Here is a 23063-nt window from a genome sequence, read left to right as displayed (position 1 = left end):
CCGAAACTCCGGCGAATACTGTCGGGGCATGCTTCCAATCCTCCTATAGGGATCGGAACAAAACCCGGGGTACTTCATAGTGGTGGGCGTGGGAGGCGATCCGGATCACATCGGACATCGGTAGCAGGGTCCCGCCGGCGGTGAGCCCGTGACCGGTGCCGGCTTGGAGCTCTTTGAGGGTGGCGGTGACGATGATGGTGGCCGGTAGCCCGTTGTGCTGACCCAGGTTTCCGGATGCCAGCAGCGCCCGCAACGCGGCCAGCAGCCCGTCGTGGTTGCGCTGCGCGGCCCCGCGGGTGTCACGCTGGGCCGTCTGCTCGGGGGGTGTCCCGTCGAGCACGGGGGCGGTGTCTTCGGGGTTGCACATGCCGGGGGCGGCCAGCTTGGCCCACACCGCCTCCATGGTGGCGCGCAGCTCGGGGGTTACCCAGCCACTCAGTTGCGACATGCCGTCGGGCTGTTGGCGACCCAGCGTCACACCGCGTCGCCGGGCCCTGTCGTCGTCGCTGAAATCACCGTCGGGGTTGAGGCAGTCGGTGAGTTTGTCGGCCAGCTTGTCCAGGTCATCGGGGCGATGCTGCGCGGCGAGCCCGGCCAGGTGGGCTTCGGCGTGCTGGCGGGTTTCGGCGTCGACGAACCCCGGCAGCCGGCGCATAAAACCACGGATCACCGCCACATGAGCGGCCCCGAGGTCTCCGGCGCGCTGCGCGGCGGCCGTGGCGGACAGTACCGGCGCCAACGGTTCGCCGGTGACCGTTCTGCGCTCGCCCAGATCGGCGGCCTCATGGATGCGCCGGGATGCCTCAGCGCGACTGATCCGCAACCGATCAGCCAGCGCCGAAGGCAGCGTACCGCCCAGCTCGGTCTTATCGGCCTGCTCGGCCAGCTGGTTGATCAACGGATGTTCGACGGCGGGCAGGCGGCGGCGCAGCGTCTCGCAGCGCTGCAGCAACGCCAACCGCTCCGGCGTCGTCAACACATCGAAAGACAAATCCAGAGCGCGTTTCAGCTCAGCCTCGAGCGCGTCGAAAACCTCGACGATCTCCTCACGACAACTCGAACGCATGTTCGAATGCTATCACGCGCGTCGGACACTGTGCCACCCTCGATCCACAGCCGAAACCACAGTGGCGCAAGTGGTTACGGTGACTATTGGGACAGAAGGTCAGTCCGACTGCTCACAGCTGGCGCTGCGCCCAACTCGACGCGGCAAGCAGGCTCGCCGCAAGGCCCGCGCCCACCAGCGAGCGGCGGTGCCGGGTCAGCCAGAATTGCGCGCTGCGACCGTGTGACTGGCCGTCGAACACGCCGTGGGCCCCGTAGTCGCGACCACCCGGGCCGTCCAGCGGTTCCCACAGATTCGCCGAGCGATTCGGCTCGACCTTCTGATCGGTTTGCTGCGAATCATATCCGGTTCGTGCGAGGTATCGGTCGAGCAGCGCCGGGGCCAGCCGCTGTCCCATGATCGTCCCGACGGTGCTGGCCCCGACCCAGTACTGCTTGCGGCGCGGATGGTCGAGCGCATGCAGGACCCCGCGCGCCGCCACCTCCGGCTGGTAGATCGGCGGCACCGGCTGCGGGTGCTTGTCCAGACGCGAAAGGACCCAGGAGAACTGCGGTGTGTTGACCGCCGGCATCTGCACGACCGTGACCCGAACCTTGCTTTTCTCGTGCATCAACTCGGTTCGCAGGGACTCGGTGAAGCCGTTGATCGCGTGCTTGGCGCCGCAGTACGCCGATTGGAGCGGAATCGAGCGCTCTCCCAACGCCGACCCCACTTGCACGATGACGCCAGAGTTTCGCGGCCGAAATCGCTTGAGCGCGACCATCGTCCCGTACACGAAGCCGAGGTAGCTGATCTCGGTTACCCTGCGAAACTCTTCCGGCTTGATCTCCGCGAAGGGTGCGAACACCGAGCTGAACGCGACATTGATCCAGGCGTCGATACGCCCGAACTTTTCCTCGACGCGCTGGGCGGCCCGTTCCACGGCGTCGTAGTCCGAGACGTCGGTCGGGAGCGCCAGCGCCTCACCGCCTGCCGTGCGCACGTCGTTGGCCGCGCCCTCCAACCCGGTCTCACCGCGCGCCAGCAGCCCGACCCGGGCGCCCCGCCGGCCGAGCAGCTGTGCGGTGGCGCGACCGATTCCGGCGCTCGCGCCGGTGACGACGACGACTTGCGAATTTCCCATGGGTTAACGATGTCCCGATCCGCCGCCGAGTAAACGTTAGTCAGCACGAACCGTTGACAGCCACTTACCGTTCGTGCACACTTACCGATATGGCCGCCTCGGCGGATGTCGTGCTGGATGCGTTGGGAGATCGCACCCGGCGCGCAATCCTGGAAAAGCTCGCGGCGGGCCCGATTCCGGTCGGCGTGCTGGCCGACCAGCTGCCGGTTTCGCGTCCGGCCGTCTCGCAGCATTTGCGGGTGCTCAAAGGCGCCGATCTGGTCGTCGAATCGGTCGCCGGCACCCGGCGGTTGTACCGCGTCAACCAGTCGGGGCTGCAGGTGGTGCGTGATTACTTCGACCGGTTTTGGGAGACCGCATTGGACAACTTCGCGATCTTCGCTGAAGGGAGCAAGGATGAGCCCTGAATCGACTGCCGCCGTCGAGGTCGTGCGATCGGTGAGCGTGCCGCTCACGCAGGCCCGCGCCTTCGAGTTGTTCACCGCGCGGATGACCGACTTCTGGCCCAAGGAACATTCGATCGGGAACTCCGAGATCGCCGAAGTGGTCGTCGAACCTTATGGCGGTGGGCGATGGTTCGAGCGCGGGGTCGACGGCAGCGAGTGCCAATGGGGCCGTGTCGCATCCTGGGAGCCGCCCCGAAAAGTCGTGCTGCTCTGGCAAATTCGCGCCGACTGGCAATTCGACCCCGACTTCGAAACCGAGGTCGAGGTGACGTTCACCCCGGAAGGCGCAGACCGCACTCGGCTCGATCTGCGCCACCGCAACCTGCAACGGTACGGTGAGCACACCGAGCAGATGCGGGCGATCTTCGACGATCCCGCCGGCTGGACTGGCACTCTGGCGAATTTCGCCGACCTCGTCACCGGCGCGGTGCAATGAACGAGACCATGCAGATGGCCTGCGACGAACGCGAGGACTTCGCGAACCTGATCGCCGGCCTGTCACCCGCGCAATGGGAGCAACCCACTCTGTGCGAGCGGTGGCGGGTGCGCGACGTCGTCGCCCATGTGCTCAGCTACGACGAGCTGAGCCGCTGGGAAGTGGTGCGGCGCTTCCTCAAAGGCGGATTGGTGCCCGACCGCGTCAACGGAATCGGAGTCGCTGAGTACGCCACTCGCTCGCCCCAACAGCTCACCGAGCTGATGCGTGCTTGTATCCCGCCCCGCGGCTTCATGTCGGCATTCGGAGGCATGCCCGCGCTCGTCGATGGCACGATCCACCAGCAGGACATCCGACGCCCGCTGGGTATCCCGCGCACCATCCCGCCCCATCGCCTGCAACGGGTGTTGGACTTCGCGTTGCGTGCTCCCGCCGTGCGGGGCGCGTGGCGGGCCCGAGGCCTGCGTCTGGTTGCCACCGACGTGGGTTGGTGTCACGGCAGCGGACCCGAGGTCGGTGGCCCCGGGGAGGCGTTGCTGATGGCGATGGCCGCCCGCCCGGACGCGCTCAACCAGCTCAGTGGCGCAGGGAAAGAGGTTCTCGCCCAACGCATTAGCCGTTAGGCCGGAAGGCCTTACCAGTCAGCCGAGGTCGACAGCGCCGCGTCCACGGTGTCGTCGACGGGTAGTAGCCCGCTCAGCCCGCATGCACCGACGATCCTGGCGACACCCGGCTGGCTGCTTACCAGTCGCAGTTCGACGCCACGCCCCCGGCAACGCTCGGCCTCCTCGGCAAGGATTGCAAAGGCGCAGCAACCCATGAAGTCCAGGCCGCTGGTGTCGATCACCAGCGCGCCGGGCGGGAACGCGGCGGCGCCGGCCTCGCTCAGCAGGTGACGCCAGGTGGTCTCGTTCGAGGCGTCCACCTCACCCCCGGCATGGACGACCACTGCTGGCCCGGTTCGCTCGACGGTGGTCCGCAGCGTGCTGTGCGCTTCGGCCAGCTCAGAGACCAGCCGACTGCTCAACATCATGTGGCTCGATGATGCTTCGGCGGTAGCAAAATTCACGGTGAACCCCTTTCGATCGGCGCTGCGCGCCGCGAAGGATGCCCGCCCTACGTGCCTGAAGACAGACGATACATTTGTGGATCACATTTATATAACACCAGTACAACCGCTCTGTCCATGTCCAGTTTTCTAAGAACTGAGCTGAACGCCGTGAGCGACTAGGCGGTTGTCGGGTCCGATTCCTCGCTGTGCTGGGCCTCGAATTCGGCGATGGCCCGGGCGGTGCGTTTTCGCAGCAGGATCGCGGCAATCGTGCCGCCCACCACGGCGACTACCAGGGCAACCCAGGAAAATCGCTCGAGCCAGCGTTCGGCCGCGATACCGGCGTAGTAGATCACCGCGGTGGTGCCGCCCGCCCAGCACACCGCACCGGAGACGTTGGCGAACAGGAACCGCGGATACGGCATTTTCAGCGCGCCGGCCAACGGTCCGGCAAAGATCCGCAACAGGGCGACGAACCGGCCGAAAAACACCGCGTGCGAGCCCCATCGGTCGAATATCCGCTCCGCGAGGCCGACGTGCCCGGGACCGAAGTGCCGCGGAAACCGGCGGCCCAGCCAGTCGAAAAGCGGCATGCCGAAACGCCGGCCGATCGTGTAGCCGATCGAGTCACCAACCGCGGCGCCGATCACGCCGGCCGCTCCGACGCCGAGCGGGTTGACCGCCAGCTCATGGCGTGACGACAGCAGCGCCGCGGTGACCAGGACGATTTCGCCGGGCAGCGGGATCCCAAGGCTCTCGATCCCGACCACGCCGGCGACGATCAGGTACACGGTCAGCGGCGGGATCGACTGCAGCAGGGTGTCGACAGTCATGTGCGTGTCGCTGTGGGCAGGACGAAGCGTTCGACGGCCTTGGCGAAACCGTCGCTGTCGTTGCTGTCGGTGACCTCCTTGGCGGCCTTTTTCACTTTCTCGTCGGCGTTGCCCATCGCGATCGTCAGACCGGAGTGTTCGAACATCAGGATGTCGTTGGGCATGTCGCCGATCGTGGCGATCTGCTCGGGCGCGAGTTTGTATTGTGCCGCAAGGTATTTGGCGACGGATCCCTTGTTGGCTTCGGGATGGGTGACGTCGAGGTAGTACGGCTGCGACGTCGACGCCGCAACGTGCTCCCCGAAGCGGTCCTGCACCGCCTTGGTGGCCGCGGCGACGGCGTCGTGGTCGTCGCTGACCCCGACGATTTTGGCGACCGACACGGTGTGGTCCTCCACGTCGTCGGCGACCTTGGGCTCGAACTGCACGGTTTTCGACTCCCGGTCCACGTGTGAGCCGTCCGGATCGGGGACAAACCAGTCGGCCCCTTGGTAGATCCACACGTCGAGGTCGAACGAGCCGATCACGTCGGCGATCGGTGCGACGAGGTCCTCGGGAAGCACCTTCTGTTCGATGACGGTCATGTCGGGCTTGACGAAGATGCCGCCATTGAAGCCGGCGATCGGGGTTTGCAAGCCGAGCGGATCGATCAGCATCGCCATGCCCTTGGGCGGACGTCCGCTGGTGACGGCGAACAGTACCTCGGCGTCGTGCAGCTTGTGCACCGCCTCGATCGCCGCGTCCGTCAGTCGCTTCTGTTGGTCCACCAGCGTGCCGTCGACATCGGCGAGCAGCAGACGAATTCGATCGGTGGCCACCTGACCGATGGTAGCCAGCCGGTCAGGCGACTCGGGACATGAGCTGCTGGCGTCGGGTGGACGCCCAGTCGCCCATGTCGACTCCGCTCTCGATGTCACAGGCAGTGATCAACAGCGCCGCCCGCGGAACCACCGTCAGGCCGTAGTCACAGGTGCGCCCCGGCGCGTTCATCGCCCAGACCAGCACGCCGTCGTCCGCCACCGCGAACCGGCGCAAGCGCATCGGTGCGGAGTCGCCGGTCGGTGCCACGCCAACTGCTTCGCCGTTGCAGGCCGACACCGCACTGAAGCCGTTCCACACCACATCATGAGGGTCCAACGGTCTGCCGTAGACGTCGACCGATTCGGCATACAGCGCCGAGCTGCCGACACGGTAGGACGCATCGGCGTGATCGCTGGCGTTGGTGGGCAACAGCGGCGAGTCCTTGAACACCAGGGCCGCCAAGCATTCCGGCGGGCGAGCGCTGGTGAAGAGCTCGTCGCCGCGGGGAGCCGTTGTCGCGGGCCCCATCGGCGTGCGGTCGCCGTCGTGCAGCAGGAGGTCACGCGCCGAAGGCGGCGGCTTGCGGGGGGCGGGAGGCGGACCCGCCACGGTCGTCGGGTGTCCCGGCACCGACGTCGTGCAGGCCGCCAGCATCACTGCGAGGCCGGCTGCCCATAATTTCGCGGCCATGCTGTTCGTACGCTACAGCAGGTAGCGTCTCTGACATGCACAAAACGGGTCGGGGAGCGGACGGGCCGCAGTACCCGATCGAGTCGGTCGACAAGGCGCTGAAGCTGTTGCTGCTGTTGGGCGAACAACCGTCGATCCGGTTGAGCGAAGCCACCCGATACCTGGGGGTGGCGTCGTCGACCGCGCACCGTCTGCTGGCGATGTTGGCCTACCGCGGCTTCGTGCGGCAGGACCCGGTGTCCAAGGCGTACCTGCCGGGGCCGGCACTGACCGGGGTGGCCTTCGCGATCTTCGGCCGCATCGACATCGCCGCCACCGCTACGCCGGTCATGCGCGCCTTGAGCGAACGGCTGCGTGAGACAGTGCATGTCGGGATGCTCGACGGCGCCGCTGTTCGGTTCGTCGCCGCGGTTGAAGGACCCACTGCGGTACGCGTGGCGTCTCGGTTGGGCCGTACCATGCCGGCCCATTGCACGTCGACGGGCAAGGTGATGCTGGCGCAGCTGCCGCAACCGGAATTGCGCCAGCTGCTGCCCGAAGAAAACCTGGAGCGCATCACGCCGCGGTCGATCGGCAGCCGCACCGCATTGGAAGCCGAGCTGTCGCGGATCCGCGAACAGGGCTACGCCGTCAACTGGGAAGAAAGCGAGGAGGGCGTGGCGTCGGTGGCGGTGGTGATACCGACCCGGGCGCCGGGGCTTCGGCTGGCGCTCAATGCCGCGGCGCCGCAGCAGCGGCTGCCCAAGTCGCAGTATTCGTCGGTTGCCGCCGCACTTGTGGAGGCGGCCAAGGAGATTGGCGACCAGCTTTGATTTCCTCTCGAACGTCGAGTCGTTGTGAGAATCGGCCAGAAATCGCCCGACAACTCGACGTTCGGCCGCCTTACTCACCCAGCCTGGCCACCTCATGGCGCCACGCCGCCTCGGTGAAGCCGGGCCCCAGATCGGGCAGGTCGTCCCAATCCCGGTCGGCGATGTCGCGCAGCGCGCCGTCGGCGGAAACAATTGTTAAAGCCATGCGGGCAAGCGCGTCGAGGCTGATCGCCTGCAACACCGCCTGCTGCACGGAGGCTGCGGCGCTGGTGATCCCGTGGCCGCGAAGGACCACCACGGGACGGCCGCGCATCGCTGCCACCATTTCCTTGCCCAATCCGCTGGTTCTGATCAGCACCGCACGTTCGTAGACGGGCACGCCGCCGCGGGCAAGCCGGGCGCCTGGAATGTCATAGGCGCCGTAGATCGGCCGGATGGTGATGCCGGTGAGGTCGGCGGCGACGACGGCGGGCGGGTGCAGATGCGCGACCGCCCGGTATTCGGGGTGGGCGAGCAGGGTTTCGACGTGGATCGGCAGTTCGTTGGGAACCCGGTAGCCGTCGAGTTCTCCTGCGGCGCCGGCGCTTCCGTCGAAGTGGATGAGCCGGATGTCGGCGGGCCGGGTGAACGCGACACCGGTGTCGGTGTCGCTGCGACAGCGGATCAGCAGCCGCGTGTCGTCGACCCGCAGGGACAGGTGACCGAGGTTGCCGTCTGCCAGTCCGCGCGCGGCGGCGACCCTGCACGCCAAAGCCACCAGGGCGCGCTGCTCGTCGAGGGTCATAGCCCGAATCCGCCGTCGGGGTGGACGGTGTCGCCGGTGATCCCGCGGGACCGGTCGGAGGCGAGGAACACGAAACTCCACGCATGGTCGTGGCCGGTGAGCGCGACGTTCAACGGTGTGCGCGCGGCCAGGTCATGCTCGCGGTCGGGCGTGTCGTCGAGGCGGACATCCTGCAGGCCAAGGCTTTTCAGGCCACGCAGATCGGTGTTCAGTGTGCCGCCCGGCGCAACGCCGTTGACCCGGATCCGCGGCGCCAGCTCGCGGGCGAGCGTGGCGACCAGTCCCCGCACCGCGAATTTCGACGCCACATACAGCACACCGCCGCGGCCGGGATAGAACGACGAGGCGGATTCGGCCAGTACGATCGACGAGCTGGTCCCGGCTTGCAACGCCGGCAGCGCCGCCTTCACCGACTGCAGATGGCTCAGCACGTTGGTCCGGAACATCTCGTCGAACGCGGGCTCGAGGTCGTTGGTGTCGATGTCGAGGATTCCCTTGTAGAAGTCGAAGATTCCCACGCAGTTGACCAGTGTGTCGAGGCCACCGAAGGCGTCGACCGCGGCGGCCACCGCCCGCTCGTTGGCCTCGCGGCTGACCGCGTCGCCGTCGACCACCGGCACATCCGGGCAGTGCCGGCGCAGCGCGTCGCACTTGCCGGGATCCCGTTCCAGCACCGCGACTTTGGCGCCCTCGGCGCGGAAAGCGTCGACGACGGCCCTGCCGATCCCGGATCCGGCGCCGACCACCAGCGCGCGCTTTCCGTCGAGCCAGCCGGTCACGGCAGCAGCGGCCCGTCGGTATTGCCCACCATTGCCTCCAGTGTGCGGGGGTTCTGGCGGGTCAGCGCCTCCAGCTCGAGTGCGTCAAGGCTGATCGACCGGCCGGACTTGGGCGCGGTGATCAGCAGCCGTGACCCGTTGCGGGTGTCGACGCGGCGCACCTGCACTTCGGTGAATTCATTTGCGATGGTGAGTGTTTCATCGTTCACAAGAACACCGCCAGGTTCTGCATCCGCAATACCGACTCGTCGACCGTGATCGTGCGCCGCGCGAGCTTCCATTGGCCGCCGTCGTTACGCAGCACGTCGCGGCGGCCACAGGACACCAGCGCGGACTCGTTGACATCGCCGCGGCTCCGGAAGAGCAGCTCCGCGGATTCCACGACCACATGGGCATCATCTTCGCAGGCGAACGTTCGCACATTGGTGATGTAGTGCCGCAGCCGCGACGGCGGATCCTCGGTCCAGGCATGCTCGGTACGGAACCGGGCCACCCGCCGGGAAAGCGAGTACTTGTTTTCGTCGAAGTGCGCCATCCCCGGCGAGGTGTCGAAACCGGCGCCCAGCGCGGTGGTGACCCGCACCGGCATCTCATAGCGGATGTCGTCGGTCAGGGTGTCCAGCCAGGTTTCGTACTGCTGGGCGTCGAGCAGATAGGCCTCGTCGACCAGGAACTGATGGGCCTGCAGGTGCCGTTCGTCGTTGAACGGCAAGGGCCCTGTCATGCCGTCTCCAGATAATCGGCCCACAGCTTGAGCAGTTCTCGCTGGTTGTTCTCGTTGTAGCCGACCTGGGCGCGTCCGGGCCCGTGAAACGCTGCGACGGGCAGGGTTTCGACGACCGGGCGGTCGTCGGAGAGTAGGCCCATTCGGCTGTTGAGCAGCAGCCGGCGAGCCATCGAGCCGCCGGCAGTGGTGGTCAGCGACACCCAGTTCTCGACGTCGTCCTGCTCGAACATGCCCGTCGACCCGAAACACATCAGATAGGCCTTGTACGAGTTCTTCTTGTATTCGGCGGGTGCCGCCGAGTCGACGGCGAACCACGAGCACACCTCGGTTTCGTTCTCGCTGATCGGCTGCCAGAGCCGGATCGAGATGAACGGCAGCACGTTCTGCCCTTCTTCGACCTTCGGCCAGTTGTGCACGAAGCTCAGGTTCGGGAAGCACGACGCGGCCGAGATCATGAAGCCGTCGTCGCCGACCACTTGACGGTGGCGCGGCGACCAGACCTCTTTGGCCCGCTCGATCATGGCGTCCGGGTAGCCGACGTAGCGCATGCGGTCCTCGAAGCCGCCCGGCGGGAGTTTGTAGGTGGTGCCTCCGCCCCGGCCGGCCCAGTAGGTGGCGCCGTCCTTGCGCTTTTGCGCTTTGGGTTCGCGGAACAACCCGATCTCCACGATCGATGTGTGCGTGTGCGGCGTGTGGTACATGTCGCCGGCGAAGTTCTCTGCGCCGATCTTCCAGTTGGCCTTGATCCGCCAGCGTTGCGGCCCGCGCACTTCCAAACCGTGCCTGCTCTGCTTGGTGTAGTAGTCCAGGTAGAACCGGAAGTCGCCCAGGTAGTCTTCCAGCGGCTCGGCATCAGGGTCCATGCTGATGAAGATCAGGCCGTTGTAGGTCCCGAGATTCGGTGCGGGCAAGAGTGTTTGGTCGTTTTTCGGGAAGCCGTCCTCGCCGCCGTAGGCCTCCCGGTGGAACGGCAGACCAGTGAGCCGTCCGTCGTTGCGGTAGGTCCAGCCGTGGTAGGGGCAGCGGAAGTTCGAGGCGTTGCCCATTTCCGCGCGGCACACCTGCATTCCGCGGTGCAGGCACATATTAAAGAGAGCGCGGATTTCGCCATTCGAATCGCGGGTGATGATGAACGAGTCGGCCAGCACGCGGCGCACCACGTAGTCGCCATCCTGCGGGATCTCCGACTCGTGGGCCACGAACATCCAGGCCCGGCTGAACAGCCGCTTCTTTTCCATCTCGAAGATTTCGCTGTCGTTGTAGATGTGCGCGGGGATCATCCCGCGCCGGACGTCGTCGACGATGCTGCGGTGACGGGTCATGGCATCGTCCTCATGTGATCTGCTGTGCAGAGCGCGATTCTACTATACAGAATTACGAGCCGGTCGCCTGGCGATTGCGTTACCGCTGGTGAAATGTCTTCTGCCCCAGGGGCTTCCGTCGAGTTAACGACTCCTGTGAGTTCGCTGCGCGAACCGTCGCCGCAATAGCGCGGAGCCGGACGGTTCGGGTACCGTGGTCACGGCGCGCAATTCGCATATGCGTATGGTGTTGGCAGGCGTACTCGGGGTTTCGTGGGGTCGTGCGTGCATGATGCGTATTTGCCTCCGTAATTGAGGAAGGACTGATGCCGTGGTCGAGGCCACTCCGGAAAGTCGGTTGCAGAAGCGGGGGGCGCGACTGCTGTCCGTCATCGGGCGTCAGGAGTGGCTGGATCGGCCCAGCTACCGCTTCGAGCACCTGCTCAGCTACGCCTTCAACGCGTTGGGCGGTGCCCGGGATCGCGTGAGCAATGCTCTTAACGGCGTGTGGCTCGGGCATCCGGTCCACCCGCCGCTGGCGTCGCTGACCAGCGGCGCGATTGGCACGACGGTGGGGTTGGACGCGCTCAGCCTGCTGCCGGGCAGGCCCAAATCCGAACTCATCGACGCGTCCCGGTTCGCCTCCCGCGCGCTCGGACTGGGGATCTTGGCGAACCTGGGCTCGGCGGTCACCGGCATCGCGGATTGGCAGCACACCCATGAGGAAGACCGCCGCGTCGGCGCGGTACACGGCCTGCTGAACCTGCTGGCGACGGGTCTGTACATCGCGTCGTGGCTGGACCGGCGCCGCGGCCGGCACCGCCGGGGCATTGTGATCAGCGCGGTCGGTTACGCGATCACGGCGGGCAGCAGCTACCTGGGCGGGGCCCTGGTGTTCGACTCGGGGATCGGTATCGACCAGTCCGGCCCGCGGCTGCGTACCGCGGACTGGACGCCGGTGTTGCCGGTGGAGTCGCTGAAGAACGGGAAGCCGCAGCGGGTCGAGGTCGACGGGGTGGGCCTGGTGCTGTGCCGGACCGGCAGCGACGGGGAGATCGCGGCGTTCGGCGAGTTCTGCCCGCACCTTGCCGCCCCGATGGCCGACGGCTGGGTCGATCGCGGCCGGCTGGTGTGCCCGTGGCACGGCTCGCGGTTCGACGTCTGCTCCGGAGAGGTGCTGCGAGGGCCGTCGGCGGCGCCGTTGCCGCGCTACCAGACGCGAATCAACGACGGGATGATCGAGTTGCGAAACGGAGTCGCCAAGTGAACGCCTACACCGTGTTGCAGGACCACCACAAGACGCTCAAGGGGCTGGTAAAGAAGATCTACTCGACTCCGGCGACCGCCCCGGAGCGCCAGGACTATCTCGACGATCTGCTCGTCGAACTCGACATCCACTTCCGCATCGAGGACGACATCTACTACCCGGCACTGGCCGCGGCCAGCACGTTGATCGCGATTGCGCACGCCGAGCATCGACAGGTCATCGACCAGCTCTCGGTGCTGCTGCGCACCCCGCCCAGCGCGCCGACTTACGAGGACGAATGGCATTCGTTCGCAACGGTATTGGAAGCGCACGCCGACGAAGAGGAGCGCGACATGATCCCGGTGCCGCCATCGGTGAAGATCAGCGATGCCGAACTGGTCGAGCTGGGCGAGAAAATGGCGGCCCGCATCGAAGAGCTGCGCGAATCCACCGCGCACCGGCTGCGTGTGAAGGGCCGCAAGTCACTGCTGCGGGCGTTGTAGCCCCGAATTGCGCTCAGCGGCAGCCGATTCCGGCGACCATCATCGGCGTCAGCAGACGCGTGTGCTCGCCGAAGCGGGCGGCCGCCGCGTCGGCGTCGGCGACGGAGAGCAGACCGGCGTCGACGACGGCGTCGCGCACGCTCTCGAACGAAAGCCGGAAGAAGTCGAAGCCGGGGGAGTCGGAGTCGATCACCCGGGCGCGGCCCTCGCCGCGAACGTCGGCCAGCCCGGCGGCGGCCATGTCGGCGACGACACGCCGGCCGTAGCGCGGATCGAAGCCGGCCTGCTGCATGAACGCCATTACCGCCTCGGTCACCCGCTCCAAGCCCGGGTCGGCGTCTTCGAATCCGAAAGCGGTCCAGTCGTAATCCTCAATCACCAGCCAACCGGCGGGACGCAACGAGGCCGCCAGCCGGTCGATGATCTCCCGTCGCTCGGCGAGGTGTTCGAGCACCAGCCGCGCGTGGACCAGGTCGAACTCGTACTGCGGTAGCTCGTCTGTGCGGATGTCCATCCGCCGCACGTCGACTGCGGCGCCGGCGAGCGGCTCGATGAACCGCGTGTCGATGTCGATTGCCGTCACCGCGGCGCCCCGGCTCACCATCCACTGAACCAGCGAGCCGCCGCCGGCGCCGACCTCCAGGCATCGCCAGCCGTCGGTGATGCCGAGGTCGTCGAGCAGCGCCTGACTTCCCGGATCCCACAAGGTTTCGATGCCGGCCAGCCGGGTCCGTTCTTCGGCGAAGCTCTGGTCGTAGACATAGCCACCCGCCACGTGCTAACGGTACCGTCAGCAGTCATGGCGGCTGCAGCGGAGCGCGGCGCGTCTCAGCGTGAGATCACGGCGGAGATCGCGAGCATCGCAGCGCAGTACCGGGGCAGCGGCGAAACGCAGCCGCGGCTCAACTATCCGCCCTACCGCAGCAGCGCTTTGCGCCATCCGCAATCGCCGTTCGTTCGCGTCGACCCCGAGGAACTCGAGCGCTGCAGCCCGTGTTTCGGGGACCGGGACGTGGACCCGAAGGATGCCGATCTCACCGCCGGCCACGCCGGTGAGCCGATCGGTGAGCGCATCGTCGTGGCCGGTCGGCTGCTCGACCAGGCGGGCCGGCCGATTGCGGGCCAGCTCATCGAGATCTGGCAGGCCAATGCCGCCGGCCGCTACAACCACCAGCGCGACCAGCATCCGGCACCGCTCGACCCGAACTTCACCGGCGTAGGCCGCTGCCTGACGCAAGCCGACGGAACCTACCGCTTCCTGACCATCAAGCCGGGCCCCTACCCGTGGCGCAATCACCACAATGCGTGGCGGCCCGCGCACATCCACTTCTCGGTATTCGGAACGGCATTCACTCAACGCCTGGTCACCCAGATGTATTTTCCGGGTGACCCGCTGTTCGGGTTGGATCCGATCTACCAGTCCGTCGTCGATCCCGTTGCGCGCCAACGGTTGATCGCCAGCTACGACCACGACCTCACCCAGCCCGAGTATGCGACCGGCTATCGGTGGGATATCGTTCTGGCCGGTGGGCATGCGTGAGTTCGCGTGCACTCCAGGGCAAACCGTCGGCCCGTTCTTCCACTGCGCCTTGCCCTATTCCGGCGACAACCGGTTGGTCGGCGAGGATCATCCGGATGCCGTCCGGTTGCACGGCACCGTGTACGACGGCGCCGGCGATCCAATTCCGGACGCGCTGGTGGAGCTCTGGCAGCCCGGTCCCGACGGCGACGTCGTCGCGCAACCCGGTTCCTTGCGGCGTGACGACGACGCGTTCACGGGATGGGGCAGATGTGCGACCGACGCTGCCGGGCATTACAGCTTCACCACCCTGATGCCCCCGGCCTTCTTCGCGATCACCGTCTTCGCCCGGGGACTGTTGAACCGCCTGTTCACCCGCGCCTATCTGCCGGGCGGCGATCCGGACAGCCTGCTGGCCGGGCTCGACGCCGCACGGCGCGACACCCTGGTGTGTGCCGCCGAGCCGACCGGGTACCGTTTCGACATCCACCTGCAAGGCGAGCACGAGACGGTTTTCCTGGCGTATCACGGTGATCCGCGATGACGAACCTGTTGTGGCCGGGGGATCACCGTGCCGGCGACTTGATGAGCGACCAGTCGCTACTGGCGGCGATGGTGGCGGTGGAATCGGCCTGGCTGCACGCCCTGGTTGGCGCGGGGCTGGCGCCGGTCGATGCGGTGGACCTTGGCGCGCTGGTGAGGCCGCAGGACTGTGACGCGCTCGCGCTCGGTGCCGAAGATGGCGGCAATCCGGTCATCGGCCTCGTGGCGCTGTTGCGTGAACGGGCCGGGACGCCGGCCGGCCGCTGGATTCACCGCGGGCTCACCAGTCAGGACGTCCTCGACACCGCGCTGATGCTGGCTGCTCGCTCCGTCGTCGAAACGTTGGCAGACCAACTCGCCGAACAGGTTTCGACCCTGTCGGCGCTTGCCGCAACCCACCGCGCGACGGCGATGGTGGCCCGGACCCTGACCCAGCACGCGGCGCCCACCACGTTCGGCGCCAAGGCGGCGGCGTGGCTGAACGGCGTCGTCGACGCCTACCGGCAACTCGAGGCGCTGAGTTTTGCGGCCCAGATCGGCGGTGCCGCTGGAACACTGGCCGCGACAACCGAATTGGCCGCGCTGACCGGTCGCGACAATCCGGCCGGCGTCGCTGCCGAGGTGGCGCAAAGCACCGCGGCGGCCCTGGGTTTGGACTACCGGTTGCCCTGGCATACCACGCGGGTGCCGGTCACCGCGATCGGCGACGCGTTGGTCTGCTGCACCGACGCCTGGGGCCATATCGCCTCCGACGTCGTCACGTTGGCCCGTCCGGAAATCGGCGAGCTGAGCGAGCCCGCCGCGGGCCACCGCGGCGGGTCGTCGACGATGCCGCACAAGCGCAATCCGGTGTTGTCCATCCTGATTCGTCGCACCGCGATCGCGGCGCCGCCGCTGGCCGCGACGCTGCACAGCGCCGCGGCGCTGGCCCACGACGAACGCCCCGACGGTGCCTGGCATGCCGAGTGGGACACCCTGCGCATGCTGGCCCGCCGGACGGTCGTCGCCGGGTCGCAATGTAGTGAACTGCTGGCCGGGCTGAAAATCCACACCGAGAAGATGGCGGCCAACCTGGACAGCGCGGACGTACAGGGTGAACAGAGCGCCATTGCGAACCTCGTCGAAAAAGAGCCGTCGCCAACCTATTTCGGCGTTGCCGACATGCTGATCGGCCAGAGCGTCGATCGCGCGCAACGGATTGTGAAGGAACGCCGGTGAGTGTCCCCACCATCAGCGGAGCACAACTGGGCGGCGCGCCGGAGCTGCCGCTGCTGATCGTCGGGCCGTCGCTGGGTACGCCGGTCGGTACGCTATGGTCCGCCGCGGCACGGCGTCTGGCGGAGAACTATCACGTAGTCGGCTGGGACCTGCCCGGCCACGGCGCCAGCCCGCCGCCGCGCGACGCCTTCACGATCGCGGACCTTGCCGCTGGCGTCATCAAACTGGTGGATCGCACGCTGGGCAGCAGGCCGTTCACTTACGCCGGTGTGTCGGTCGCGGGCGCCGTCGGAATTCAGCTGCTACTCGCTCACCCCGGGCGTGTGCTGGCAGCGGCGCTGATCTGCACGGCGGCCAGGATCGGCGATCCGGATGACTGGCATTCGCGGGCGCAGGTCGTTCGCAACGGCGGCACCGGCGAAGTCGTATCGCAGTCTGTCAAGCGATGGTTCGCCCCAGGGTTTTTCGAGCGCGACCCGGAGTCGGCGCGAGCACTGCTGGACGCGTTGCGGCGGGTGGACGACGACGGCTATGCGCGGACCTGCGAGGCGCTGGCCGAATTCGATGCCCGTGAGCGCCTCAGCGAGATCGACACCCCGATCGTCGCCGTGGCCGGGGCGCACGATATCGCCACCCCGCCGGACGCGGTGCGGTTCATCGCCACGAGCGTGAGCCGTGGCCGGTTCGTCCAGGTGCCCAACGCCGCGCACTTGGCGCCCGCCGAGCAACCCGTTCAGATCGCCAATGTGCTTGCCACGCTGAAGAAGTGGAGATGAATTGACCGACAGTATGTACGACCGCGGCATGGCCGTGCGACGCGAAGTGCTTGGCGACGGGCATGTCGAGGGCGCGGAGGCCCGCACCACCGAGTTCACCCGCGACTTCCAAACGCTGATCACCGAATACGCGTGGGGGGCAATCTGGACGCGTCCCGGCCTGGACCGTCGCAGCCGCTCGATGATCGCGCTGACCGCGCTGATCGCCCGCGGGCGCGACGACGAACTCGCGGCGCACATCCGGGCCGCCCTGCGCAACGGGCTGTCCCGGGACGAGATCAAAGAGGTGTTGCTGCAAACGGCGATCTACTGCAGCGTGCCCGACGCGAACAGCGCATTCCGGATCGCGCAGGCCGTCTTCGACGAGCTCGACGACAACTAGTGCCGATTGTGCGGTTTCATACGCGACACGCCGCGCGACGCGTATAAAACCGCACAGTCACGGACGTGCTGAGTCAGACTGCCTGTCGCACAGTCGGAGTCAGCGGCAGGATTTCCCGCTTCTGGTGCACGGTCAGGTACCGCAACCCGTCGGGGCCGGCGCTGAACTGGCGCCGCGACCGCTTCGGCAGCCACAGCAGCGCGCCCGGGACCAGCTCGATCTCGCCCTGCTCGGTGGCCAGGCGTCCGCTGCCAGACAACACGTGGATCAGCACGTCGACGTCGGCGCCGGCGTGCGCGTCGATCCCGCCGCCCGGCGCCAGGGCGATGACATTGGAGTCCAGGTCGCGCTCGCGGACTTCCAGCTTCCACACCGCGCCGGTCACATCCGGTTCGGCCGCGACCTTCGCGGTGTTGGCGAGGACCCGGGGCAGCGGCGTCGTGGTGAGTTTGGTGATCCGGATCCGCCAGACCTTCGGCCCCTTTTCCACGTACTCCCAGCCGTAGCTGCCGGGGTGGTCGGTTTCGAACTCGTCACGCAGATGCTTGGGGTCGTGGTTGTTGACCAAAACGAACGATTCGCCGGCGGCCAGGGCGCCGTAGGTGGCAAAGATGGTCGGGTGCTTCTGTGGCCTGGGCAACTCCCGTACGTCAAGTTCCTTCTCGGCCATGTATCTTCAAGCCCTCCTGGTTTTTACAATATGGTTTGTGTAAACTCTAGCGCATGACGTACGTGATCGGGAAGCCGTGTGTCGACGTGATGGACCGGGCCTGTGTGGACGAGTGCCCGGTCGACTGCATCTACGAGGGCGGGCGCGCCCTCTACATCCACCCCGACGAATGTGTGGATTGCGGAGCCTGTGAGCCGGTATGCCCCGTCGAGGCGATCTACTACGAAGACGACCTTCCTGAGGACCTGCAGCCGTATCTGGCCGACAACGCCGCGTTCTTCAGCGAAACGCTACCGGGCCGCGATGAGCCGTTGGGCTCGCCGGGCGGAGCGGCCAAAATCGGGCCGCTGGGTGTGGACACGCCGCTGGTGGCTAACCTGCCGAAGGAATGAGCGCAGTCAAAGAATCGGTCGGTGGCCGCCGCCGCGATGTGCTGCGGGTGTTGAAAGCGGCGGCCGCTCCGATGAGCATCGTCGCGATCGCCGACGAGCTGGGCGTGCATCCCAACACCGTGCGGTTCCATCTCGACTCGCTGCTCGGCGACAAACAGGTGGAGCAGGTGACGCCGGAGCGAAAGGGGCCGGGCCGCCCGGCGCAGATGTTTCGCGCCACCCGTCAGATGGATCGCGGTGGCCCGCGGCGCTATCGGCTGCTGGCCGAAATCCTGGCGATGGGTCTGACCGCCGAGGGTGATGCGGCCGGCAAGGCGCTGGCCGCCGGCCGGGCGTGGGGCCGGCAGCTGCAGCGGCGTGGGCGTACCCGGAAATCGGTCGAGCACCTCATCGACGTGCTCGACGAGCTCGGGTTCGCCCCCGAGCGGCGCGGGCGCAAGCAGATCGGATTGCGGCACTGCCCGTTCCTCGAAATGGCCGAAGCGCGCGCCGGCGTGGTCTGCCCCATCCACTTGGGGCTCATGCAGGGCGCATTGGAGAACTGGTCGGCGCCGGTCACCGTCGAGCGGCTGGATGCATTCGCCGAACCCGATCTCTGCATGGCGCACCTGGGCGCCGCGCGATGAGCGCCGCACCGGCGACCGCCGTCGCGGTCACGTTCGTGTGGCTGGGCATGGTCCTGGCCATCTCGTTCCTCGAAGCACCGCTGAAATTCCGCGCACCGAATGTCACGCTGCAGATCGGGCTCGGCATCGGGCGGCTGGTCTTCCGGGCGCTCAACACGGTCGAAGTCGTGCTGGCGCTGGTGGTCCTCGCGGTCATCGTCGCCGACCCGCCCGCGCCCGCCGTCGTCGCGGCGTTCGTGATCGCGTTCGCCGCCCTGGCCCTGCAGTTGGCGGCCGTGCGGCCGCGGCTGAACCGCCGGTCCGACAAGGTGCTCGCCGGCCTCACCGCGCCGCGCTCGCGCGGCCATTACGCCTATGTTGGCTTCGAGCTGATCAAGGTGATCGCCTTGGCCGGCGCCGGGGTTCTTCTACTATCCAGCTGACGACTTCACCAGAAAAGGACTTCCATGGAAACGATTTCGCTGACCAGCCTGGCCGACGAAAAGCTTGCCGAGGCCCGGGAGACGCGCAGCGGGCGGGCCGCGCACACCCTGCACGGCGGACACACCCACGAACTGCGGCAGACCGTGATGGCGTTGCTGGCCGGGCGCGAGCTCTCCGAACACGACAGCCCGGGGCAGGCGTCGCTGCAGGTCCTGAAGGGACACGTGCGGATCAGCGCCGGCGACGACTCCTGGGACGGCAAGGCCGGCGACTACGTCGTGATCCCGCCGCAACGGCACTCCCTTCAGGCGGTCGACGATTCGGTGGTCATGCTGACCGTCTTCAAGAGCCTCTAGCCGTTGCTGTCGACGCCCTGGTCGCGCGGCGTGGGGCTGCGGGCCCCGATCGTCAACGCGCCGATGGGCGGGGTGGCCGGTGGACGGCTGGCCGCCGCGGTCAGCGCGGCGGGCGGGCTGGGCATGGTCGGCATGGGCAGCACCGGCTCGGCCGCGTCGCTGACCGCCGTGCTGCGGCAGGTGGGCGAGACGTTCGGAATTGGCTTGGTGGACTGGGTGATTCGCCAGGAGCCGGAGCTGCTGGACGTCGCCTTAGAAGCGCGGCCCGTCTTGTTGTCGGTCAGCTTCGGCGCCGACCTGTCCTGGATTGCGCGTGCTCGTGACGCCGGAATCGCCACGGCCACACAGGTTTACGACGCCGACGGCGCCAGGCGGGTTGCCGGAGCCGGGATCGACGTGGTGGTGGCGCGCGGCGCCGAAGGCGGCGGCCACGGCGAGGCCAACGTCGCGACACTGCCGCTGCTCGACGCGGTCCTGGATGCGGTGTCGGTGCCGGTGCTCGCCGCCGGCGGAATCGCGTCGCCGCGAAGCCTCGCCGCCGTGCTGGTCGCCGGCGCCGCCGGCGCCTGGTTGGGCACCTGCCTGTCGGCCTGCTCGGAGGCGTTGACCACCGACGCCGCTCGCCGGGCGCTGATCGCCGCCCGCGAGACGGACACCACCCCGACGCGGGTGTTCGACGTCGGGCGCGGATACCCGTGGCCGCAGCGGTTTCCGTCCCGGGTGCTGCGCAACGACTTCGTCGCGCGATGGGACGGCCGCGAAGGCGCACTGGCCGACGATGCCGGCGCGCGGGCCGAGCTTGCCGAGGCGATCGCCGCCGAGGACTACCGGCTCGCTCCCATCGACGCCGGGCAGGGTGTCGGAAAGATCACCGGGGTGGAATCCGTCGCCGACGTCATCGAGCGGCTGTGCGCGGGGGCCGAGCAACTGCTCACCCGCTGGTGAGCACCACACAACAGCGCGCTTCACCGGGCTGCAGCCGGGCGTGCGGGCTGTGTGGCGCCAGCGCCTCGGCCACCCCCGCGATCAGCGCGTGGTTCATGCCGCAGGCCAATTCGGTCTGCCGGCGGGCCAGAGTGTGGAACGGGCAGTTGGCCAGACAGATCTCGCCGTCGATGCGTCGGGGTTCATAGCCGTGCTCCGTCAGCACCGCCGCCGCGATCTCCAGCGCCGACTCGGCGTCGCGCGGTCGTCGCTCCGCGTGCTGCGCTATCGCGCGGCCGTAGTCGTGAGCGATCCGATGAAGTACCTCGACGGCAGGCACGCCCGTCGCGGCGGACTCGGCAATGGCGTCGGCCATCAGCCGGCCCGCCAGCTCGTACTCGCGCTGGGGCAGGCTGACCGCGATGTCGCGGCGAGCCCGTCGATACAGCTTCGAGGGCCGGCCCGCGCCCGGCCCCGAGCGTCCGGTCAGCCGGGCATAGTCGCAGTCCAGCAGCCCCTCGGCGGCCAGCCGATCCAGGTGGAATTTAGCCTGGTGGCGGGCAATTCCCACGGCCTCGGCAGCCTGGTCGCGGCTGACCGGCTCGGGTTGTGAGCACACGAATCGGTACAGCTGGCGACGTACGGGATCGGCCAGGGTGCCGATCCCCGCGGCGTCACGCTGCAGGTCGTCCATCGAGCCCATTTCTAACTAACAAAATGCTTGACGTTACATTCTACAAGTTCTAACGTTCAGATTATTATCCGTTAGTGTTCTGGAGGCAGCCATGGCCACCGACCAAGCCAACCCGACTCGCACGCTGAAGGATCCGGCGCACTCCGCGTATCTGCTGCTGCGCGTCGTGTTCACCGTCGCGCCGATCGTGTTCGGGCTGGACAAGTTCTTCAATCTGCTCACGCACCCGCATCACTGGAGCATGTATCTGGCCCCCTGGATCGACGACATCGTTCCCGGCAGTGCCGATCAGTGCATGTACGTGGTCGGCGTGATCGAGATCATCGCCGGTGTGCTGGTCGCGGTCGCGCCGCGCATCGGCGCGTGGGTGGTTGCGGCCTGGTTGGCCGGCATCATCGTCGACCTGCTGACCTTGTCCGGCTACTGCGACATCGCGCTGCGCGACTTCGGTCTGCTGGTCGGCGCCATCGCGCTGGGCCTGCTGGCCGCCAGCGGCGATCGCAAGCGTGCTCACACCGCGCGCACGTAGCGCTTGGCGATGACCCGCTGGCCCAGCTTGGTGAACGGGCCGCTGGCCTTGGCCCACCACGCCACCGGCCGGGAGAACGACGACACTTCGGCGAATACCGCGGCGGTCACCGGGTCGTGGCGGACCACGAACCGCTCCTCGCCGGACTCGGGGTGGCCGGGCAGCGTGCCGTAGGCGAAGCCACGGACCTCCGGCTCGTCGACCACATAGACGACCCGGCACGGCGCCCAGAGGAAGCCGAGACCGACCATCACCACCGCGCCGACCGTCACCACATCGCTGCTGGCCTTCACCCGCAAACCCGCGCCGCGCTGCATGCCCCAGTGCATGACCGCGTCGGCGGCCTCCTCGAAACGCTTTTGGCCAGCGCCGATTTGGGTGGCAAACCCGAGGTGGTGATAACCCGGTGGCGGCGGACCGGCGGTGGCGCCCACTTCTGGATAGGTCAGCGGCAGATCGCTCAGTGTGTGCAAGTCCACGCGGTTCAGCTTGCCACGCGCGGCGGCCCCGATGCAGGCGCGGCGTACGGTCGAAAAGGTGACAGCACAAACCGCAAAAGCTCAAGCATCCGGCACGTTCACTCTCGGCGACTTGACCGTCAACCGGTTGGGTTTCGGCGCCATGCGTCTGACCGGCAAGGGCGTGTGGGGCCCGCCCGCCGACCGCGCCGAAGCCGTGCGGGTGCTGCGTAGGGCGGTCGAGCTCGGCGTCAACTTCATCGACACCGCCGACTCGTACGGCCCCTACGTCTCCGAAGAAATCATCCGCGAGGCGCTGCATCCCTACGACGGCCTGGTGATCGCGACCAAGGCTGGCCTGCTGCGCACCGGCCCGGACGTGTGGATCCCGTTGGGAAACCCGAGCTATCTGCGCCAGGAATGCGAGATGAGTCTGCGCCGGCTCCGAGTCGACACAATCGACCTGTTCCAACTGCACCGCGTCGACCGCAACTTCAGCCTGGCCGACCAGGTCGGCGAGCTCGTCAAGCTGAGGGATGAGGGCAAGATCCGCCACATCGGCCTGTCCGAGGTCGGCGTCGACCAATTGACGGAGGCCCAGCAGATCACGCCGATCGTGTCGGTGCAGAACATGTACAACCTGACCGCGCGCGCCGCCGAGCCGCTAGTGGACGCGTGCGCCAAGCAGGACATCGGGTTCATCCCGTGGTTCCCGCTGGCCGCCGGACCGCTGGCCGCCCCCGACGGCCCGCTGCAGCGGATGGCGGGCGAGCACGATGCCACGCCCTCCCAAATGGCGCTGGCCTGGCTGCTCAAACGCTCGCCGGTGATGTTGCCGATCCCGGGGACCTCCAACGTGGCGCACCTGGAAGAGAACGTCGCCGCCGCCGAGATCACGCTGTCCGACGACGAATTCGAGCTGCTGGGCGCCATCGGCGAACAGAACGCCTCGTAG

The 23063-nt window shown here is 67.5% G+C and carries 32 protein-coding genes and 1 pseudogene; 18 read left to right on the top strand and 15 right to left on the bottom strand.

What is annotated here, in order from left to right; translation table 11 throughout:
* Positions 1 to 76: 76 nt before the first annotated feature.
* A pseudogene (locus AWB95_RS07900) lies at positions 77 to 1066 on the bottom strand (13E12 repeat family protein); the annotation flags it as partial.
* A 112-nt stretch (positions 1067 to 1178) separates the two neighbouring features.
* Entirely contained in the window at positions 1179 to 2189 is a 1011-nt protein-coding gene (locus AWB95_RS07895; RefSeq protein ID WP_062539956.1) for an SDR family oxidoreductase, read from the bottom strand.
* An 89-nt stretch (positions 2190 to 2278) separates the two neighbouring features.
* Here AWB95_RS07895 and AWB95_RS07890 point away from each other — a divergent pair, with 89 nt between their 5' ends.
* The 3 genes from AWB95_RS07890 to AWB95_RS07880 are packed head-to-tail and all read left to right on the top strand — an operon-like array spanning position 2279 to position 3694.
* On the top strand, positions 2279 to 2596 hold the full coding sequence (locus AWB95_RS07890) for an ArsR/SmtB family transcription factor (RefSeq protein ID WP_062539955.1): 318 nt from the start codon (positions 2279 to 2281) through the stop codon (positions 2594 to 2596).
* A complete protein-coding gene (locus tag AWB95_RS07885) occupies positions 2586 to 3071 on the top strand; it encodes an SRPBCC family protein (RefSeq protein ID WP_062539954.1) in 486 nt (161 codons plus the stop codon). Before AWB95_RS07890 ends, AWB95_RS07885 begins: the two co-directional genes overlap by 11 nt.
* Positions 3068 to 3694: a maleylpyruvate isomerase family mycothiol-dependent enzyme gene (locus AWB95_RS07880; RefSeq protein WP_062539953.1), complete on the top strand. Its 627-nt coding sequence runs from the start codon at positions 3068 to 3070 to the stop codon at positions 3692 to 3694. The genes AWB95_RS07885 and AWB95_RS07880 overlap by 4 nt, the downstream gene beginning before the upstream one ends.
* A gap of 11 nt (positions 3695 to 3705) precedes the next feature.
* Here AWB95_RS07880 and AWB95_RS07875 read toward each other — a convergent pair whose 3' ends face one another.
* From AWB95_RS07875 to AWB95_RS07860, 4 genes are all read right to left on the bottom strand, one after another.
* Positions 3706 to 4101, bottom strand: a complete 396-nt coding sequence (locus AWB95_RS07875) for an anti-sigma factor antagonist (protein WP_062539958.1) — start codon at positions 4099 to 4101, stop codon at positions 3706 to 3708.
* Positions 4102 to 4298: 197 nt separating this feature from the next.
* Positions 4299 to 4955: a DedA family protein gene (locus tag AWB95_RS07870; RefSeq protein ID WP_062539952.1), complete on the bottom strand. Its 657-nt coding sequence runs from the start codon at positions 4953 to 4955 to the stop codon at positions 4299 to 4301.
* Positions 4952 to 5773, bottom strand: coding sequence for a Cof-type HAD-IIB family hydrolase (locus tag AWB95_RS07865; RefSeq protein ID WP_062539951.1), 822 nt, complete (start codon positions 5771 to 5773; stop codon positions 4952 to 4954). Before AWB95_RS07865 ends, AWB95_RS07870 begins: the two co-directional genes overlap by 4 nt.
* Before the next feature lie 22 nt (positions 5774 to 5795).
* Positions 5796 to 6446: a sensor domain-containing protein gene (locus AWB95_RS07860; RefSeq protein ID WP_062539950.1), complete on the bottom strand. Its 651-nt coding sequence runs from the start codon at positions 6444 to 6446 to the stop codon at positions 5796 to 5798.
* Positions 6447 to 6481: 35 nt separating this feature from the next.
* Between AWB95_RS07860 and AWB95_RS07855 the strand changes: the two genes are divergently transcribed.
* Positions 6482 to 7258, top strand: a complete 777-nt coding sequence (locus AWB95_RS07855) for an IclR family transcriptional regulator (RefSeq protein ID WP_062539949.1) — start codon at positions 6482 to 6484, stop codon at positions 7256 to 7258.
* 70 nt (positions 7259 to 7328) lie between these two features.
* On the opposite strand, the gene phtC is transcribed toward AWB95_RS07855, so the two are convergent.
* From phtC to AWB95_RS07830, 5 genes are read right to left on the bottom strand one after another with little or no spacing between them, the layout of a single operon-like run.
* Positions 7329 to 8042 carry a 3,4-dihydroxyphthalate decarboxylase gene (gene phtC, locus AWB95_RS07850; protein ID WP_062539948.1) on the bottom strand — a complete coding sequence of 238 codons (714 nt, stop codon included), beginning with the start codon at positions 8040 to 8042 and terminating at the stop codon, positions 7329 to 7331.
* Complete coding sequence (hcaB, locus tag AWB95_RS07845) at positions 8039 to 8821, bottom strand: 3-(cis-5,6-dihydroxycyclohexa-1,3-dien-1-yl)propanoate dehydrogenase (RefSeq protein ID WP_062539947.1); 783 nt, start codon at positions 8819 to 8821, stop codon at positions 8039 to 8041. The genes phtC and hcaB overlap by 4 nt, the downstream gene beginning before the upstream one ends.
* Positions 8818 to 9030 (bottom strand): hypothetical protein, encoded by a 213-nt coding sequence (locus tag AWB95_RS07840; protein WP_062539946.1) that lies wholly within the window; start codon positions 9028 to 9030, stop codon positions 8818 to 8820. Before AWB95_RS07840 ends, hcaB begins: the two co-directional genes overlap by 4 nt.
* Complete coding sequence (locus AWB95_RS07835) at positions 9027 to 9545, bottom strand: 3-phenylpropionate/cinnamic acid dioxygenase subunit beta (protein WP_062539945.1); 519 nt, start codon at positions 9543 to 9545, stop codon at positions 9027 to 9029. The genes AWB95_RS07840 and AWB95_RS07835 overlap by 4 nt, the downstream gene beginning before the upstream one ends.
* Positions 9542 to 10870, bottom strand: a complete 1329-nt coding sequence (locus AWB95_RS07830; protein WP_085167938.1) for a Rieske 2Fe-2S domain-containing protein — start codon at positions 10868 to 10870, stop codon at positions 9542 to 9544. The genes AWB95_RS07835 and AWB95_RS07830 overlap by 4 nt, the downstream gene beginning before the upstream one ends.
* Before the next feature lie 310 nt (positions 10871 to 11180).
* Here AWB95_RS07830 and AWB95_RS07825 point away from each other — a divergent pair, with 310 nt between their 5' ends.
* Together AWB95_RS07825 and AWB95_RS07820 are read left to right on the top strand one after the other, a co-directional pair.
* A complete protein-coding gene (locus AWB95_RS07825; protein WP_373280771.1) occupies positions 11181 to 12116 on the top strand; it encodes a Rieske (2Fe-2S) protein in 936 nt (311 codons plus the stop codon).
* A complete protein-coding gene (locus tag AWB95_RS07820) occupies positions 12113 to 12598 on the top strand; it encodes a hemerythrin domain-containing protein (RefSeq protein WP_062539944.1) in 486 nt (161 codons plus the stop codon). The genes AWB95_RS07825 and AWB95_RS07820 overlap by 4 nt, the downstream gene beginning before the upstream one ends.
* A 13-nt stretch (positions 12599 to 12611) precedes the next feature.
* On the opposite strand, the gene AWB95_RS07815 is transcribed toward AWB95_RS07820, so the two are convergent.
* Positions 12612 to 13373, bottom strand: a complete 762-nt coding sequence (locus AWB95_RS07815) for a class I SAM-dependent methyltransferase (RefSeq protein ID WP_062539943.1) — start codon at positions 13371 to 13373, stop codon at positions 12612 to 12614.
* Positions 13374 to 13397: 24 nt separating this feature from the next.
* On the opposite strand from AWB95_RS07815, the gene pcaH reads away from it, so the two are divergent.
* From pcaH to pcaC, 5 genes are read left to right on the top strand one after another with little or no spacing between them, the layout of a single operon-like run.
* Positions 13398 to 14138: a protocatechuate 3,4-dioxygenase subunit beta gene (gene pcaH, locus AWB95_RS07810; protein ID WP_062539942.1), complete on the top strand. Its 741-nt coding sequence runs from the start codon at positions 13398 to 13400 to the stop codon at positions 14136 to 14138.
* Positions 14131 to 14661 (top strand): protocatechuate 3,4-dioxygenase subunit alpha, encoded by a 531-nt coding sequence (gene pcaG, locus AWB95_RS07805; protein ID WP_085167956.1) that lies wholly within the window; start codon positions 14131 to 14133, stop codon positions 14659 to 14661. Before pcaH ends, pcaG begins: the two co-directional genes overlap by 8 nt.
* Positions 14658 to 15878, top strand: coding sequence for a lyase family protein (locus AWB95_RS07800; RefSeq protein ID WP_085167936.1), 1221 nt, complete (start codon positions 14658 to 14660; stop codon positions 15876 to 15878). The genes pcaG and AWB95_RS07800 overlap by 4 nt, the downstream gene beginning before the upstream one ends.
* Entirely contained in the window at positions 15875 to 16654 is a 780-nt protein-coding gene (locus tag AWB95_RS07795) for an alpha/beta fold hydrolase (RefSeq protein WP_062539196.1), read from the top strand. Before AWB95_RS07800 ends, AWB95_RS07795 begins: the two co-directional genes overlap by 4 nt.
* A 1-nt stretch (position 16655) precedes the next feature.
* The gene (gene pcaC / locus AWB95_RS07790; protein WP_232315578.1) at positions 16656 to 17036 is read left to right on the top strand and encodes a 4-carboxymuconolactone decarboxylase; all 381 of its coding nucleotides are present in this window, start codon (positions 16656 to 16658) and stop codon (positions 17034 to 17036) included.
* 73 nt (positions 17037 to 17109) lie between these two features.
* Here pcaC and AWB95_RS07785 read toward each other — a convergent pair whose 3' ends face one another.
* Entirely contained in the window at positions 17110 to 17706 is a 597-nt protein-coding gene (locus tag AWB95_RS07785; RefSeq protein WP_062539198.1) for a DUF2249 domain-containing protein, read from the bottom strand.
* A 53-nt stretch (positions 17707 to 17759) separates the two neighbouring features.
* Here AWB95_RS07785 and fdxA point away from each other — a divergent pair, with 53 nt between their 5' ends.
* Genes fdxA through AWB95_RS07760 form a run of 5 tightly spaced genes read left to right on the top strand, consistent with a single transcriptional unit; the run spans position 17760 to position 20448 of the window.
* Complete coding sequence (gene fdxA, locus AWB95_RS07780; protein WP_062539199.1) at positions 17760 to 18098, top strand: ferredoxin; 339 nt, start codon at positions 17760 to 17762, stop codon at positions 18096 to 18098.
* Positions 18095 to 18724 carry a helix-turn-helix transcriptional regulator gene (locus AWB95_RS07775; RefSeq protein WP_062539200.1) on the top strand — a complete coding sequence of 210 codons (630 nt, stop codon included), beginning with the start codon at positions 18095 to 18097 and terminating at the stop codon, positions 18722 to 18724. Before fdxA ends, AWB95_RS07775 begins: the two co-directional genes overlap by 4 nt.
* Positions 18721 to 19146: a hypothetical protein gene (locus tag AWB95_RS07770; RefSeq protein WP_062539201.1), complete on the top strand. Its 426-nt coding sequence runs from the start codon at positions 18721 to 18723 to the stop codon at positions 19144 to 19146. Before AWB95_RS07775 ends, AWB95_RS07770 begins: the two co-directional genes overlap by 4 nt.
* A gap of 24 nt (positions 19147 to 19170) precedes the next feature.
* Positions 19171 to 19503, top strand: a complete 333-nt coding sequence (locus AWB95_RS07765; protein WP_062539202.1) for a cupin domain-containing protein — start codon at positions 19171 to 19173, stop codon at positions 19501 to 19503.
* Between the two features lie 3 nt (positions 19504 to 19506).
* Entirely contained in the window at positions 19507 to 20448 is a 942-nt protein-coding gene (locus tag AWB95_RS07760; RefSeq protein WP_085167934.1) for an NAD(P)H-dependent flavin oxidoreductase, read from the top strand.
* Here the strand turns inward: AWB95_RS07760 and AWB95_RS07755 are convergent.
* The gene (locus AWB95_RS07755; RefSeq protein ID WP_062538265.1) at positions 20435 to 21121 is read right to left on the bottom strand and encodes a helix-turn-helix transcriptional regulator; all 687 of its coding nucleotides are present in this window, start codon (positions 21119 to 21121) and stop codon (positions 20435 to 20437) included. The genes AWB95_RS07760 and AWB95_RS07755 overlap by 14 nt on opposite strands.
* Before the next feature lie 91 nt (positions 21122 to 21212).
* Between AWB95_RS07755 and AWB95_RS07750 the strand changes: the two genes are divergently transcribed.
* Entirely contained in the window at positions 21213 to 21650 is a 438-nt protein-coding gene (locus AWB95_RS07750) for a DoxX family membrane protein (protein WP_062538257.1), read from the top strand.
* On the opposite strand, the gene AWB95_RS07745 is transcribed toward AWB95_RS07750, so the two are convergent.
* Positions 21632 to 22129, bottom strand: coding sequence for a DUF1990 domain-containing protein (locus AWB95_RS07745; RefSeq protein WP_062538258.1), 498 nt, complete (start codon positions 22127 to 22129; stop codon positions 21632 to 21634). The genes AWB95_RS07750 and AWB95_RS07745 overlap by 19 nt on opposite strands.
* Before the next feature lie 31 nt (positions 22130 to 22160).
* Here AWB95_RS07745 and AWB95_RS07740 point away from each other — a divergent pair, with 31 nt between their 5' ends.
* Complete coding sequence (locus AWB95_RS07740; protein WP_062538259.1) at positions 22161 to 23063, top strand: aldo/keto reductase; 903 nt, start codon at positions 22161 to 22163, stop codon at positions 23061 to 23063.

Source organism: Mycobacterium celatum (genome assembly GCF_002101595.1).
In the GTDB taxonomy this organism is placed as follows: domain Bacteria; phylum Actinomycetota; class Actinomycetes; order Mycobacteriales; family Mycobacteriaceae; genus Mycobacterium; species Mycobacterium celatum.
Note: the sequence above shows the minus strand (reverse complement) of the source record. Positions and strands in the feature narration are given on the sequence as shown.

Coding starts and splice junctions, on each gene's coding strand:
- AWB95_RS07895 (WP_062539956.1), bottom strand. CDS start 2,189: ATGGGAAATTCGCAAGTCGTCGTCGTCACCGGCGCGAGCGCCGGAATC.
- AWB95_RS07890 (WP_062539955.1), top strand. CDS start 2,279: ATGGCCGCCTCGGCGGATGTCGTGCTGGATGCGTTGGGAGATCGCACC.
- AWB95_RS07885 (WP_062539954.1), top strand. CDS start 2,586: ATGAGCCCTGAATCGACTGCCGCCGTCGAGGTCGTGCGATCGGTGAGC.
- AWB95_RS07880 (WP_062539953.1), top strand. CDS start 3,068: ATGAACGAGACCATGCAGATGGCCTGCGACGAACGCGAGGACTTCGCG.
- AWB95_RS07875 (WP_062539958.1), bottom strand. CDS start 4,101: ATGTTGAGCAGTCGGCTGGTCTCTGAGCTGGCCGAAGCGCACAGCACG.
- AWB95_RS07870 (WP_062539952.1), bottom strand. CDS start 4,955: ATGACTGTCGACACCCTGCTGCAGTCGATCCCGCCGCTGACCGTGTAC.
- AWB95_RS07860 (WP_062539950.1), bottom strand. CDS start 6,446: ATGGCCGCGAAATTATGGGCAGCCGGCCTCGCAGTGATGCTGGCGGCC.
- AWB95_RS07855 (WP_062539949.1), top strand. CDS start 6,482: ATGCACAAAACGGGTCGGGGAGCGGACGGGCCGCAGTACCCGATCGAG.
- phtC (WP_062539948.1), bottom strand. CDS start 8,042: ATGACCCTCGACGAGCAGCGCGCCCTGGTGGCTTTGGCGTGCAGGGTC.
- AWB95_RS07835 (WP_062539945.1), bottom strand. CDS start 9,545: ATGACAGGGCCCTTGCCGTTCAACGACGAACGGCACCTGCAGGCCCAT.
- AWB95_RS07830 (WP_085167938.1), bottom strand. CDS start 10,870: ATGACCCGTCACCGCAGCATCGTCGACGACGTCCGGCGCGGGATGATC.
- pcaH (WP_062539942.1), top strand. CDS start 13,398: ATGGCGGCTGCAGCGGAGCGCGGCGCGTCTCAGCGTGAGATCACGGCG.
- pcaG (WP_085167956.1), top strand. CDS start 14,131: ATGCGTGAGTTCGCGTGCACTCCAGGGCAAACCGTCGGCCCGTTCTTC.
- AWB95_RS07800 (WP_085167936.1), top strand. CDS start 14,658: ATGACGAACCTGTTGTGGCCGGGGGATCACCGTGCCGGCGACTTGATG.
- AWB95_RS07785 (WP_062539198.1), bottom strand. CDS start 17,706: ATGGCCGAGAAGGAACTTGACGTACGGGAGTTGCCCAGGCCACAGAAG.
- fdxA (WP_062539199.1), top strand. CDS start 17,760: ATGACGTACGTGATCGGGAAGCCGTGTGTCGACGTGATGGACCGGGCC.
- AWB95_RS07775 (WP_062539200.1), top strand. CDS start 18,095: ATGAGCGCAGTCAAAGAATCGGTCGGTGGCCGCCGCCGCGATGTGCTG.
- AWB95_RS07770 (WP_062539201.1), top strand. CDS start 18,721: ATGAGCGCCGCACCGGCGACCGCCGTCGCGGTCACGTTCGTGTGGCTG.
- AWB95_RS07765 (WP_062539202.1), top strand. CDS start 19,171: ATGGAAACGATTTCGCTGACCAGCCTGGCCGACGAAAAGCTTGCCGAG.
- AWB95_RS07755 (WP_062538265.1), bottom strand. CDS start 21,121: ATGGACGACCTGCAGCGTGACGCCGCGGGGATCGGCACCCTGGCCGAT.
- AWB95_RS07750 (WP_062538257.1), top strand. CDS start 21,213: ATGGCCACCGACCAAGCCAACCCGACTCGCACGCTGAAGGATCCGGCG.
- AWB95_RS07740 (WP_062538259.1), top strand. CDS start 22,161: ATGCAGGCGCGGCGTACGGTCGAAAAGGTGACAGCACAAACCGCAAAA.